10 protein-coding genes and 1 riboswitch are annotated in these 14,115 nt (G+C 39.0%); all 10 genes read left to right on the forward strand.

The window, feature by feature from the left end:
- The first annotated feature begins 152 nt into the window (after positions 1 to 152).
- The 10 genes from ACQKNS_RS15185 (at position 153) to ACQKNS_RS15230 (ending at position 14,110) form a co-directional block, all read left to right on the forward strand.
- The gene (locus ACQKNS_RS15185; protein WP_034307871.1) at positions 153 to 353 is read left to right on the forward strand and encodes a cold-shock protein; all 201 of its coding nucleotides are present in this window, start codon (positions 153 to 155) and stop codon (positions 351 to 353) included.
- Positions 354 to 577: 224 nt separating this feature from the next.
- Positions 578 to 2,494: an ATP-dependent DNA helicase gene (locus tag ACQKNS_RS15190; protein WP_427643986.1), complete on the forward strand. Its 1,917-nt coding sequence runs from the start codon at positions 578 to 580 to the stop codon at positions 2,492 to 2,494.
- A gap of 132 nt (positions 2,495 to 2,626) precedes the next feature.
- Positions 2,627 to 4,144, forward strand: a complete 1,518-nt coding sequence (locus ACQKNS_RS15195) for a carboxypeptidase M32 (protein ID WP_427643988.1) — start codon at positions 2,627 to 2,629, stop codon at positions 4,142 to 4,144.
- Positions 4,145 to 4,360: 216 nt separating this feature from the next.
- Positions 4,361 to 4,462: riboswitch (purine riboswitch) on the forward strand.
- Positions 4,463 to 4,623: 161 nt separating this feature from the next.
- Positions 4,624 to 5,223, forward strand: coding sequence for a xanthine phosphoribosyltransferase (locus ACQKNS_RS15200; protein ID WP_427643990.1), 600 nt, complete (start codon positions 4,624 to 4,626; stop codon positions 5,221 to 5,223).
- Positions 5,216 to 6,529: a nucleobase:cation symporter-2 family protein gene (locus ACQKNS_RS15205; RefSeq protein WP_427643992.1), complete on the forward strand. Its 1,314-nt coding sequence runs from the start codon at positions 5,216 to 5,218 to the stop codon at positions 6,527 to 6,529. Before ACQKNS_RS15200 ends, ACQKNS_RS15205 begins: the two co-directional genes overlap by 8 nt.
- Positions 6,530 to 7,499: 970 nt before the next feature.
- A complete protein-coding gene (locus ACQKNS_RS15210; RefSeq protein ID WP_427643994.1) occupies positions 7,500 to 8,588 on the forward strand; it encodes a type III polyketide synthase in 1,089 nt (362 codons plus the stop codon).
- Positions 8,588 to 9,118: an isoprenylcysteine carboxyl methyltransferase family protein gene (locus tag ACQKNS_RS15215; protein ID WP_427643996.1), complete on the forward strand. Its 531-nt coding sequence runs from the start codon at positions 8,588 to 8,590 to the stop codon at positions 9,116 to 9,118. The genes ACQKNS_RS15210 and ACQKNS_RS15215 overlap by 1 nt, the downstream gene beginning before the upstream one ends.
- A 144-nt stretch (positions 9,119 to 9,262) precedes the next feature.
- Positions 9,263 to 9,427, forward strand: coding sequence for a hypothetical protein (locus ACQKNS_RS15220; RefSeq protein ID WP_427643998.1), 165 nt, complete (start codon positions 9,263 to 9,265; stop codon positions 9,425 to 9,427).
- A gap of 192 nt (positions 9,428 to 9,619) precedes the next feature.
- Positions 9,620 to 13,333 carry a dynamin family protein gene (locus ACQKNS_RS15225; RefSeq protein ID WP_427643999.1) on the forward strand — a complete coding sequence of 1,238 codons (3,714 nt, stop codon included), beginning with the start codon at positions 9,620 to 9,622 and terminating at the stop codon, positions 13,331 to 13,333.
- A gap of 15 nt (positions 13,334 to 13,348) precedes the next feature.
- Positions 13,349 to 14,110, forward strand: coding sequence for a nucleotidyltransferase domain-containing protein (locus ACQKNS_RS15230; protein WP_427644000.1), 762 nt, complete (start codon positions 13,349 to 13,351; stop codon positions 14,108 to 14,110).
- Positions 14,111 to 14,115 lie beyond the last annotated feature (5 nt).

Below are 14,115 nucleotides of genomic sequence, written 5' to 3' on the forward strand. Positions count from 1 at the left end.
TTATTCATAATAGGTTCCAGTCTTGCTTATCATTTCCTTTTCTGTTATTCTAATAATGAATTATTTTTGTTCAGATTTAAGGAATACCTTAATATTCTTTTGAGCAAGGATAGTAATATAATGTGTGGAGAACACACTAGGAGGCAACAAAAATGGAACAAGGTAAAGTAAAATGGTTTAACGCAGAAAAAGGTTTTGGATTCATCGAACGTGAAGGTGGAGACGATGTATTCGTACATTTCTCAGCTATCCAAGGCGAAGGTTTCAAAACACTTGAAGAAGGCCAAGACGTTACATTTGATGTAGAACAAGGTCAACGTGGACCACAAGCATCAAACGTAAACAAAGCTTAATTCAACCCTATATTATTTACAGGCAGGCTCTATTTTGGAGCCTGTCTTTTATTTTACGAATCGGGCAATCTGGCAGTATACATAGAAGAACATACATAAAAAGCTTCATTTCTGATGGCTGGTAAATATCTTGACTATTAATGTGAAATAAAGGATAATATACTTTTGCCTAGATATGTAATGATTTGGATACTATATAATGATGATAGATAAAAGGGGAGACCATGATGCTTAAAACACTGCCTTTTTCGGTAACAAAGGAAGATTCTTTTTACGATAAGCTTTCAGAATGGATCGGTGATGTTTTTTACGATATTCTTCCCGAAAAAGGATTTGAGCTGCGTGACGAACAAATCTTCATGGCTTTTCAGTTAGAAAAAGCCTTTAAAGAAAAGAATGTAAGTTTTGCTGAAGCGGGGGTAGGGACCGGTAAGACTCTGGTCTATTTACTATATGCGATTTGTTATGCTAGATATACGAATAAACCTGCAATTATTTCGTGTGCTGATGAAACGTTGATTGAACAGCTTGTCAAAGAGGAAGGCGACATCCAAAAAATCAAGAATGCTTTAGGTATTGAAGTGGATGTCCGGCTTGCCAAATATCACGATCAATATGTATGTCTTAAGAAATTGGATTACGCAGTGAATCATGAAGATTCCGAGGGAATAGATCAGCTATATGATGAACTTCCCAAGTTTGTCCATGATAACTCATCCATGAACGCCTATACAGCATATGGGGACCGTAAACAGTATCCATATTTAAATGATGAAGACTGGTCTAAAGTTGGCTGGGATCAGCTCCAAAACTGTTTTACATGTGATAAACGCCATCGTTGTGGGCAAACCCTATCACGGGACCACTACCGAAAATCAAGTGATTTGATCATTTGTTCACATGACTTCTTCATGGAGCATGTATGGACTAAGGAAAAGCGTAAGCGTGAAGGACAGTTACCATTGCTGCCTGATCATAGCTGCGTTGTCTTTGATGAAGGTCACCTATTGGAATTTGCCGCTCAAAAGGCTTTAACATATAAAGTTGGGGAACAGACCCTTGCTTCGGTTTTGGAATTGCTTACAGCCAATCAAGTTCGTGAAGAAACCTTATACATCATTGAGGATTTAATTGATATCAATGAAGAATTTTTTGATTTGTTGGATGAAAAAGCGATACATGTCAGCGGATCTAATCGTTATGAAATTCCGATGTCCAAAGAAATAACAAGCTTTGCCCAAAAGCTTCACAAAAAGGTTGAAGAGTTAGAGGAGAATCTTGTTTTTGAAGCGGAAATGTACACGATCAATGATTATGATTTAAAAGTGACGGAAGAATATTTAGAGCAGCTAGGTTATTCGCTTTCTCTATTTGTGAAAGATGAACAGGCCGTTTCCTGGTTTGAAGAAAATGAAATGACCAAAACATTGGTCATCATGCCACGGCTTGTACAGGATATTTTGTCTGAACAGGTATTCTCTAAAAAAATCCCTTACATTTTTTCATCTGCAACATTATCGGATAATAAATCCTTCCAATATATTGCTGATAGTTTAGGGATAGAAAAGTATGACAGTTTCTCCGTTGAATCACCTTTTGATTACGATGAAGTCATGAAAATGAACATGCCGGTCTTCGCAAATGGAGATCAATTGGCAAAACTTCAATATACGATGAAAACAATAGAGGAAAATGAAGGTCGAACACTTGTGTTATTTCATTCAAAAGAAGAATTGCATTGGTTCAAGGAAAACTGCCCAATATCTTCTTACCCATTTTATTTTGAAGGCGAAGCGGAAATCAGCGAGCTTGTTAAGAAGTTCCAAGAAGAGGAGCAATCTGTCCTTTTCTCCTATCATTTATGGGAAGGGCTTGATGTTCCAGGTCCTTCATTACAAAATGTAGTGATACACTCCCTTCCATTCCCGCCGCGAGATCCAGTTTTCGAGGCCAAACGAAACTCGGTTACCGACGCATTCGAAGAAGTGGATCTTCCATACATGCTCCTTCGTTTGCGCCAGGGTATAGGGCGATTGATCAGGACGAGCAATGATTCGGGAACAGTCCAGATTTTGACTGAAAAGGATCTTTCCGAACAGGTGAAAGAGAAGATTGTATCCATTCTTCCTGTAACGCTTTAACTAAATTCCAGTCCAAAATAAGAGCCAAGGTGCCCCTTGGCTCTTATTTTATTTAATTTATTAATCGAAGTGGTTCTGATAGGAAAGACTTTTGTATAATATGGTAAAGTGTAGTTGGAAGGAGCAGTGAATATGAAAAAAAAGGGTATCGATCTGATAGAAAAAGAGTTTAGAGAATATGTGAAAAAAATCTCGGCTTATAATGAAGCTCTCGCGTTAATTTTTTGGGATTTGCGCACAGGTGCACCGAAACAGGGAGTTGAGCAGCGTTCCGAGGTGATCGGCTTGCTTTCCTCCGAGGTGTTTAATATGAGCACAAGTAAAGAAATGGAATCCTTCATTACAGAACTTTCGCTGGAGAAAGCCGTACTTAGTGAAACGACGAATAAAATGGTACAAGAGTGTAAAAAAGAGTTTGAAAGGAATAAAAAAATTCCTGCCAACGAATATAAGGAATTCGTCATTTTACAATCGCGTTCGGAAAGTGCATGGGAAGAGGCAAGGGAAAAAGCTGATTTTTCTTTATTTCAACCTTATCTGGAGCAAATTGTAGCTTATACCCGTAGGTTCGTTGAGTACTGGGGATATGAAGGGACGAAATATAATACCCTTTTAGATATGTATGAACCTGGCATGACAGTTGATATACTTGACAGCGTATTCAGTGAGCTTCGGGCGAGGATCGTTCCATTGGTAAAACAGATAGCCGAAAGCGAACATAGACCTGAAACAGCGTTCCTATATAAAGATTTTCCAAAAGAAAAACAGCATCAACTTAACTTGGAAATTTTAAAACAGCTAGGGTACGATTTCAAGGCTGGCAGGCTGGATGAAACAGTTCACCCCTTTGAAATCAGAATAAACAGGGGCGATGTCCGGGTGACGACCCGATACGATGAAAATGATTTTAGAGGGGCAATCTTTGGTACCATTCATGAATGCGGGCATGCCATTTATGAGCAGAATATCGCCGAAGAATTAACTGGAACACTTCTCGATGGCGGGACATCAATGGGAATCCATGAATCACAATCATTGTTTTTCGAAAACTTCATTGGACGGAATCTTAACTTCTGGAAAAATAAATTCTCCTTATTAAAGGAATATGCTCCCGTACAATTCAATGATGTGACACTGGATGAATTTTATCGGGGCATTAACGAATCAAAACCATCGTTCATCCGTATTGAAGCAGATGAACTGACGTATCCTCTACATATTATGATTCGATATGAACTGGAAAAGGCTCTCTTTAATGGAGAACTTGAAGTGAAGGATTTACCGGAAGTCTGGAATGAAAAATACAAGGATTATTTGGGAATTGTGCCTGAAAATGATGCCATGGGCGTGTTGCAAGATGTTCATTGGGCAGATGGCAGCTTTGGTTATTTCCCTTCTTATGCATTGGGATATATGTATGCAGCCCAAATCAAGCAATCGATGCTTAAAGATTTGCCTGATTTTGATGGTTTGTTGGAAGCGGGTGATATTGCGCCAATCAGGAAATGGCTTAATGAAAAGATACATAAATATGGAAAAACAAAAAAGCCTCTTGAGATTTTGAAAGAAACGACAGGAGAGGGCCTGAATGTTCAATATTTAATAAAGTATCTTGAAAATAAATATAAAGAAGTTTATAAAATCAAATGAATGAAAAGAAGAAGGACTTGGATTACATGTCAAGACCTTCTTCTTTTTTTATAACAGTAAATGGAAAGTGTTCTTTTCTATTAACGGGAAAATCCATTTGTGATTTCGCAATTTTCTAATAATACGAATGATGATTTATTTTTTTAAATGAAAGTTCGGTTTTTTTATCAAAAATTACTTTTCAAATAGAGTCAGCGTTGTTATAATTCATATATTAATAAAATATAAGGTTTCACTCGTATAATAGCAGGGATATGGCCTGCAAGTTTCTACCGGATTACCGTAAATAATTCGACTATGGGTGAGTAATAGATCTTGTTGCATAATGAAGGCTTTAGCGATTCATTTTTCATTCATGCCCAAGAAGTATTGCTTCACTCCAATAAAGTGTCGCAATGTTTCTTGGGTTTTTTTTGTTTGCCGGGAAATATTTGCGTGGTTAATGGGTCAATAATCATCCAAGATTGGGAGGAACCTTCATGCAACTTTTAAAGGAAAAAATCTTGTCCGAGGGTCAAGCTTTATCAGAAGATATTTTAAAAGTAGATTCATTCTTAAATCATCAAATGGATCCTATACTAATGAGAGAAATTGGTAAAGAATTCGTAAAGCGTTTCGAGCAAAAGGAAATAACGAAAGTGCTGACGATTGAATCTTCAGGCATTGGACCTGGTTTGATGGCTGCGTTGGAATTGGAAGTTCCGCTAATTTTTGCCCGTAAACGTAAATCACTTACTTTAACAAATGATTTAGTGACTGCTTCCGTTCATTCCTATACAAAAAAGGAAACCAATACTATTACGGTTTCCAATAAATATATTGAAGCTGGGGATAAGGTTTTGATTATCGATGACTTCCTTGCGGTCGGACAGGCAGCCAGGGGCTTGGTGGAAATCTGTAAGCAGGTTGGAGCCGAAGTGGCCGGAATCGGCATCGTGATTGAAAAAGCATTCCAAAGTGGTGGTAAGGATCTTAGGGAACAAGGTTTTCAAGTCGAATCACTTGCGAGAATTGCTGAGTTGAAATTAGGTGAGATTACGTTCGCCGAGGAAATGGAAGGGGCAGCCGTCAATGTCTAATCAATCACCTTTAAAAGTGGCTTCCTTAGGATTACAACATGTTCTTGCCATGTATGCCGGTGCAGTCGTCATTCCATTGATTGTCGGTGGGGCGCTGGAATTGACTGCAGCGCAGTTGACTTATTTAGTTTCGATAGACATTTTGATGTGCGGGATAGCAACTTTATTGCAAGTGTGGAAAAATAAATTCTTTGGAATTGGGCTTCCTGTCGTCCTAGGATGTACATTCACAGCAGTTAGCCCGATGATTGCAATTGGTACGCAATATGGAATCAACTCCATTTATGGATCTATATTGGTATCGGGATTGATCGTCGTTATCATTAGTAAATTCTTCGGAAAACTGGCAAGGTTTTTCCCACCCATTGTCACTGGATCTGTCGTTTTGATTATTGGTATAACACTCATCCCTGTTGCTATCAACAATCTTGGTGGAGGTCAAGGTGCTGCTGATTTCGGAGACTTGAATAATGTAGCTCTTGGTTTTGGAACTTTGTTATTCATTATATTCATGTATAAATTCTCATCGGGATTCTTACGCTCCATTTCTATTTTATTGGGGCTGTTAGTCGGAACATTTGCAGCTTTCTTCCTTGGAAAAGTGGATTTTAGCTCAGTGGCAAGTGCCACTTGGCTGCATATGCCTCATTTTTTCTACTTTGGGACCCCGACATTTAACATCACGGCGATCATTACCATGACATTGGTGGCAATCGTCAGTTTGGTGGAATCAACTGGTGTTTATTATGCCCTTGGTGAAATCACGGACAAAGAGATATCAGAAGACGATCTGGCTCGCGGATATCGTGCTGAAGGTCTGGCTATCATGATTGGCGGCTTGTTCAATTCGTTTCCGTATACGGCATTTTCACAAAATGTCGGTTTGATTCAATTGTCGGGCATTAAAACTAGGAATGTCATATACACAACAGCGGGCATTCTCATTTTCATTGGGTTTGTTCCTAAAATCGGTGCTTTCACGACAATTATCCCTTCATCCGTGCTTGGCGGTGCAATGGTTGCGATGTTCGGGATGGTAATTGCCGCTGGAATTAAGATGCTGAGCAAAGTGGATTTTGCTTCTCAAGAAAATTTATTGATCATCGCTTGTTCAGTAGGTATGGGCCTTGGGGTGACGGTCGTTCCTGAACTATTTGCACAAATTCCGGAAAACTTTAAAATCTTGACGGAAAACGGTATTGTAGCCGGAAGTTTGACAGCCATTTTCTTGAACATCGTATTTAACATCATCCCTACAAAAGGGAAAGTGAAGGAAGCTCGTATAGAAGGGCAAAAAGTAGCCTGATTAAAAATAGATTCGGTAAACTTGATAGATTCAACCATTTAATGCCTAAAGTCCTCAGTTGATGAGGACATTAGGCATTTTTTCATTTTTGCCGAAGCATATCATTGATAATGAAATTGGAGTTTTGTCAGATAAAAGGAAACTCTCTTCACTTTTTGAATATATTGATAGTATATGTTCAGGAAAGTAGTGATAGGGATGGAGAAAAAATATTGTATTCATTGTCGAACCATTTTAAACCAGGAGTATAGGTGCAGCGTTTGTGGAAAAGAGGAGTTTCAAAATATCATTATTCAAGTGCAAAATCAATCTTCTGTTAAGAAAGAAGAATGAAAGCGCCCCCTTGCCGATTATAGGTAAGGGGGTTTAATATTTCATGATTACATTTCGATCTTTAGATGATATGAAGAGTCGCTATGCCTTTTAATGACATGGGTAAATGGATTGCTTCATGAAACCCATACATTTTGGTATGGCCCACAAAACGGTGGGAGGGGTCATATCAATAAAAGCATCCCCGCCTGCTAAAGAAGTGGCGTCCCGGTAAGGATGTTGCCGGGTTATCCTGCAAAAGTTTCAAGCATCTTACCTTCTAACGGCGTGCAAAACGGGCTTTCACCAAATGGCTCATGCATCCCGGTTTGTTCTCTCAAACATAATTTTCCAAAGGGTATCCCCTATATGGCCAATAGGGACGCTTATGGATTCCCGTTCGAAAGGCTGTTTTATGAGGTGCGGCTATTGAAGGTCCAAAGAGAAAGGAATAACGGAATTAACGGCCACGATGACTCCATGTACAACTTTTGTGAGTTCTCTATGTTATCCATTTCTTGGTTTTTTTTACCTGGGTACTTTTAGAAAAAAGAAAAATTTTTCTGAACCGTGAATGAATATGACCATTTATCGATAAAGCATAATTGATATCCAGGTGGGTATATTAACCATAACATGAATAATAAGGGGTGGTATCATGCCGTATTTATTATCTGCATCACATATAAAGCTGCCACATTTACTTTCTCAGGAGAAAATTATGGAATTTTCGAGAGAAATATTTGGAGCCTCATTTAAGAATATAGAACGTTTACTAAAAGCCTTTAAGAATGGACAAGTGGAAAATCGATATTTTTCTAATGATCTTGATTGGTTTAAAGAGGATCATTCTTTTGCCGAACGGAATGATTTATATATTGAACAGGCAGTCAAGTTTGGGAAAGAAGCAATAGAAAGATGCTTAGCAAACACAGCATTTTTAAAAGAAGAACTTCAGGCAAACGAACTAGATGCTTTCTTCTTCATCTCAAGCACGGGTATTGCTACCCCGACCATTGATGCCAGGATAATGAATGAACTTCCATTTAGCCCTCATGCTAAAAGGATTCCGATTTGGGGACTTGGCTGTGCAGGGGGAGCAAGTGGCTTATCGCGGGCATTTGAATATTGCCAAGCATACCCGACGGCGAAGGTCATTGTTTTATGTGTAGAGTTATGCAGTCTGACATTTCAAAGGAATGATATCTCCAAAAGCAATTTAATCGGAACTTCTTTATTTTCTGATGGAGTAAGCTGTGTTTTGATTTGCGGTGATGAAGTGCCTGATGAACAGTTTTCCAAAAAAGCAAGACATCTGCAATTTTTGAATTCTCAATCCACGCTAATGCCGAATTCATTGGATGTAATGGGGTGGGATGTTAAAGATCAAGGGTTATACGTGATCTTTTCGAAAGATATCCCGACAATCATCAAAGATTGGCTTAAACCGAATGTTCAAGAGTTCTTAATGGAGAATGGATTCGATCTCAGGGATATAAAAGATTTCATTGCTCATCCTGGAGGCAAAAAGGTAATTGATGCTTATCACGAAGCCCTTGGGTTCGATGAAAGCATGACGGCAGAGTCAATGAGCGTATTGAGGGAATTTGGCAATATGTCTTCTGCAACCATTTTGTACGTCCTGGAGAGGTTCATGCAGCGTGGCGGGAATATAGATGAGATTGGCTTGGCTGCTGCATTGGGGCCAGGGTTTTCGTCTGAACTTGTGTTAATGAGGTGGAAGTGATGATCTTTGCCATTTTCATTATCTTGATCGCTATACAGCGCATGTTTGAATTATATATAGCCAAACAAAATGAAAAACAGCTAAAGTCTGCAGGAGCAGTGGAATATGGTGAGTCCCATTACAGTTGGATGGTTCTAATGCACCTCAGTTTTTTTATTGTTCTCATTATCGAAGTGCTCGTGCTTGAAAGGAATGTAGCTGGACTTTGGCCAATTTGGCTGACCCTTTTCCTAATGGCACAGTCAGGCAGGATTTGGGTAATCCGTTCATTGGGAAAACATTGGAATACAAAAATCATAGTGGTTCCTGATGCCGATGTAGTCATTAAAGGTCCTTATAAATATTTCAAACATCCGAACTATATCATAGTGGCAACTGAGATAATAGTTATTTCTTTATTATTCAATGCATATTATACTGCTATCATCTTTAGTTTATTGAATGTTTGGATGATGACGGTAAGAATCCCGTTGGAAGAGAAAGCATTAAAGGAACATACGGAATATTCTACGGTTTTTAAGGGAAAATAATAAAAAATGTTAATTTCTTATTGAAAACGATTATCGTTCGTGATAAGATTCTAAATGAAGATGAAAATTATTCTCATTCGGGTTTCGATAAATTTATTTTAATAACTAATAACTAAAGGCTAAACAATATATAAGAGGATGGTGTTGGTAATGGTTTGGGTATTCATTTTATTGACAATCGCTACATATGGTTTTGTGATGAAACATGTATTGAATAATATTCAAAAACCGGCAAAGGCAGTAAAAACTTATACCGAGTCACCAATGGAAAACCGGACTGCTTTTAACCCCACCCCTACAACCAGGTAAACATCCTGGTTTTTTTTTTGCATTCAAAGTCCATATGAATCAAACTGCATGAATCCACCAATCGGTGGTTTTTTTTTGAACATGGCCAGTAATGATTCATATAGTAAAAATAAAGCTGATGGTATGAATAACAATCGAAATCGTTTACAATAAGAATATCAAAAATGACGATAGATTAAGGGGTATGGATTCATGATTCAAGAAACATTAAAGCAACAGTCCAAATTGGGGATTTTGACTGCCATGTATGAGAAATTTCAATCGGCAGGTGACACAGGAAATGCCGATAAACTAAAACAATTAATCATGAAAGTGAATAATGAAGAGTTCATCATTGCTTTTTGCGGGCATTTTTCAGCGGGTAAATCTAGTATGATCAACTTTTTCCTCGGTGATCAAGTATTGCCTTCAAGCCCGATTCCAACAAGTGCAAATACGGTAAAGGTCCAAAAAGGGGAAGACTATGCCAAAGTCTTTTACCATCATCAGCCACCAGTCTTATTTCCTGCACCTTATGATTTTAAAGAGGTCAAGAAATTTGCCAAGGATGGAGATTCAGTATCGGCAATAACGATAAGTTCCAATGATTTTTCACTGCCGGATTCATGTGCGATCATGGATACGCCAGGAATTGATTCGACAGACGATGCACATAGGGTTTCTACGGAATCTGCCTTGCATCTAGCTGATGTCGTCTTCTATGTCATGGACTACAATCACGTCCAATCAGAAGTGAACTTCCTATTCACGAAAGAATTGTTAGAGGCTGAAAAACCGACATACTTAATTATCAATATGATCGATAAGCATGATGAGAACGAGCTTAGCTTTCAAGACTTCAAACTTTCCGTTTCTGAGGCATTTGCGAACTGGAATGTATATCCTGATGGAATTTTTTATACATCCGTAAGAGACTTGAACAATCCCGAAAATGAAATAGAAATGGTCAAGCAATTCATATCTGAAATTGCGGGCAAAGGTTTAAATAATGGGAAAGATGCCATCATGCAATCGGCTAATGCCCTGGTCGAAAGGCATCTTAATTGGCTGAAAGAGCAGTATGAAGAGGAACATGCCGATGATATTGAAGTATTATCAGAACTTCCATATGAAGAGCGAATACACCTGACGAATCAGGTGGACAGCCTATTGAAAGAAAAAAAATCATTAACTGGACGTATAGAGGAAATCAAGGTCCAATATGCTGATGCATTAGAAACCATTTTGAAAGGTGCATACATCATGCCCGCGGCAACACGGGACCTAGGTAAATCCTTCTTGGAATCGGCTCAACCGGATTTTAAAGTGGGTCTTTTATTTGCCAAGAAAAAAACGGATGCCGAACGTGAGGCACGTATCAAGGCGTTTTTGACCGATTTACAAGAAAAGGTGAAGACCCAGCTTGAATGGCATCTAAAAGAACTAATCGTTAAAACGCTGAATCAAGCTGAGATTCATGATTCATCACTTGAAAGTAAGGCTCAGGCACTTCAGATCGAGGTAACGGAATCTTACATAAAAAACTCTTTGAAGCCTCAAGTCGATATTACGGGTGAATACGTTTTAAATTATACGAATGATTTGGCATCAGCCATCAAAAAGAAAGCACGTGATGTTTCGGAAGGATTTTTGAATAATATGGTTACCGTTATGGAAGGGATTGTGGAACAGCAGTCCATATCCATCGATAAGGAACTTGAAGGTTTTTCCGAATTTGCGGAAGCTCTTAAAGTTACTGCTGCGATGAACGCGGAAATCGAGTACCAAACGGAACGGTTAGAGGCCATTGCTCATCAAACTGTATCATTAGTCGATGAGCGCGATATCGATATGCTTTTAACTCAATGGAATGAAGAGGAAAAAAATATTGCGGTCAAAATCATGAAAACCGATAAAGGAAGTAATTCAAGGTCCGTCAACGAACAACTTGAAACGGATCATGATAAAGAAATCAAGGAAGCTGTACCTTCCGTGACTGTTTCTTCATCAAATGCTGCTGATTTACGCGGAAAAGAAAAACTGATGGAGACTGCAGCGAGTTTACAACAGGCCGCCAAGCTAATTCAACCTTTGAGAGGGTTTCAATCACTTTATAAAGAATTGAAAGAGAAGGCAAATCGCTTGGAACAGCAGACGTTCACGGTTGCGCTTTTCGGTGCATTCAGTGCGGGTAAATCTTCCTTTGCCAATGCTTTGATGGGGGAAAGCGTCCTTCCTGTTTCACCAAATCCAACAACTGCCGCAATCAACAAAATCATGTCTTCAGATGCTGAGCATCCTCATGGAACGGCAACCGTCAAATTAAAGACGGAAGCGATGCTGTTGGAAGATGTAAGCCTAGCCTTGGCAGCTTTTGATAAATCGGCAAAAACTCTAGATGAAGCACTTCACCTGGCAGGACAAATCATTGCGAAGGCGGGGGAAGTTGATAAGGGGAAAACGCATCTATCCTTTCTGCGGGCTTTCCATCAAGGGCTGCCCGAGTACCAAGATGATTTAGGAAATGTGGTTACGGTGGATCTTGAAGGATTTAAACGATTTGCTGCAGAAGAGTCCAAGTCATGTCTGGTTGATCTGATTGAATTGCGTTATGACTGTGAAATGACAAAACAGGGGATGGTCCTTGTTGATACACCTGGGGCTGATTCAATAAATGCACGACATACAGGAGCAGCTTTCGAATATATTAAGAATTCGGATGCCATCCTATTTGTGACCTATTATAATCACCCATTTTCACGGGCAGACAGGGAGTTCTTGATACAACTTGGACGTGTGAAAGATTCTTTCGCCATGGATAAGATGTTTTTCATCGTCAATGCCGTCGATCTGGCACAAACCACTGACGAATTGGGCGAAGTGATGGATTATGTCACAGATCAATTGAATGGATTCGGAATCCGTTTTCCAAAACTGTTCCCGCTTACGAGTAAGGGAGCGTTGATGGAAAAACAAACGCCTGGTTCGTTTAAGCATTCGTTCCTCCCTAATAGCGGAATCTCGGAATTCCAAGGTCAATTCGATTCTTTCATAGAAAACGATTTAACGGGGCTTGCAATTGAATCGGCTCAAGCGGCTGTAAAAAGAACGGAAGAACTGCTACGAGATGTAATTACAGCTTCCAGGCAGGATGAGGAAGCGAAACGAAATGCCCTGGAGACCCTTTCTCATGAGGCACAGTCCATTTCGGAACTGCTCTCAGTCATTAAAGGGGATGCCGAAAAGCAACGTTTGAAAAAAGAAATAGACGAATTGACTTTTTATAGTAAACAACGGGTCTTCTTCCGGTTTAATGATTTCTTCAAAGAATCGTTCAATCCGGCTGTTTTAAAAGATGATGGAGGCGATCTGAAAATTGTCCTCAAGCAATCTATGAAGAACTTATTGGATGCTTTAGGCTTTGACCTTGCCCAAGAAATGCGGGCAACGGCTTTAAGGACGGAAATGTTCGTAAATAAATTACTGAATGAGAAACAAAGCAGTTTGCTTTTGCAAATGCAAAAAATAAGAAGGAACCTTTCATTGCAGCCTTATGAACCTAATGAGAGGGAGTCCCTTGAATTTACTGGTGCTTTTGCCCAATTGGATACAGGGGAATTCAAAAAGGAATTGGCATTATTCAAAAATCCAAAATCTTTCTTTGAAAAAAATGAAAAAGTGAAAATGAGCGAAGGGCTCCAAAAGCGTTTGGATGATCCTGCCCTTGTATATGTAAAAGAACAAGGCGGACGGATTTTCGACATGTATAATGAAGTCCTCGATCAAGAGTTACTTGCGATTCAAAAAGAGTTTAAGACGGAAATATCGGATATCTTTGCAGGTTTACGTGCAGCATTGGAGGAAACGGTCGATTTACCGTATTATGAAAATGCCGTAGCGGAATTGGCTAAAATGCATTCGAAATAGAAACGAGGTTCATTCATGAAAGAAAACCTTATTTCACGTTTGAGATACCTGGAAAAGAAAGAGGATATGACCATTTTGATGGCTGCTGTTACTGGCAGCCATTCTTTTGGTTTATCATCCTGCCAATCAGATTACGATGTTCGGTTTATATATGTTCATAATGATAAGCGATCATACCTTCGCTTGAGTCAGCCAGTTGAAGTCATCCAAATGAAAGAAGACCTGTTTGACATGGAAGGATGGGATATATTTAAATCATCCCGTCTTATCTTAAAGAGTAATCCTGCACTATTTGAATTATTTCAGTCGCGAATCAAGTTGATTACGCATCCGGATTTTTATAGGAAGATGAATCATTTGATGGCTGATTGTTATTCTAAAAAGGTACTGGGGCACCATTATTATCGGATGATGAGCGGCAATCTTCAACAATTGACAAAAGCAAGGGGGTCCGAAAGAAAAGAACTAAAAACATGGGTTCAGGTATACCGTTCCTATTTAATCCTTGAATATATGATCCAACAGGGTTCGCTGCCACCTTTATCGGTATGGGAATTACTTGATTCGGTTTCAATTGATCAAGAATTGAAAGCCAGGATTGCCTGGATATTTAAAGCAAAACAGATGGAGGAATATATAAGCGGCGATGAAAGTGAAAAGAATCTTCTGATTATGGAAGGGAAATCACTTTCCTTAAAGAATGAAATAACTAAGCTACTTCAAGGAAAGAGCATGGAAACGGAACTTAATGAATTAATTTGGACCATTCTGGAATAGGGGGT

This window comes from Peribacillus sp. NPDC094092, from assembly GCF_050279365.1.
Taxonomy (GTDB): Bacteria; Bacillota; Bacilli; order Bacillales; family DSM-1321; genus Peribacillus.

Coding starts and splice junctions, on each gene's coding strand:
- ACQKNS_RS15185 (WP_034307871.1), top strand. CDS start 153: ATGGAACAAGGTAAAGTAAAATGGTTTAACGCAGAAAAAGGTTTTGGA.
- ACQKNS_RS15190 (WP_427643986.1), top strand. CDS start 578: ATGATGCTTAAAACACTGCCTTTTTCGGTAACAAAGGAAGATTCTTTT.
- ACQKNS_RS15195 (WP_427643988.1), top strand. CDS start 2,627: ATGAAAAAAAAGGGTATCGATCTGATAGAAAAAGAGTTTAGAGAATAT.
- ACQKNS_RS15200 (WP_427643990.1), top strand. CDS start 4,624: ATGCAACTTTTAAAGGAAAAAATCTTGTCCGAGGGTCAAGCTTTATCA.
- ACQKNS_RS15205 (WP_427643992.1), top strand. CDS start 5,216: ATGTCTAATCAATCACCTTTAAAAGTGGCTTCCTTAGGATTACAACAT.
- ACQKNS_RS15210 (WP_427643994.1), top strand. CDS start 7,500: ATGCCGTATTTATTATCTGCATCACATATAAAGCTGCCACATTTACTT.
- ACQKNS_RS15215 (WP_427643996.1), top strand. CDS start 8,588: ATGATCTTTGCCATTTTCATTATCTTGATCGCTATACAGCGCATGTTT.
- ACQKNS_RS15225 (WP_427643999.1), top strand. CDS start 9,620: ATGATTCAAGAAACATTAAAGCAACAGTCCAAATTGGGGATTTTGACT.
- ACQKNS_RS15230 (WP_427644000.1), top strand. CDS start 13,349: ATGAAAGAAAACCTTATTTCACGTTTGAGATACCTGGAAAAGAAAGAG.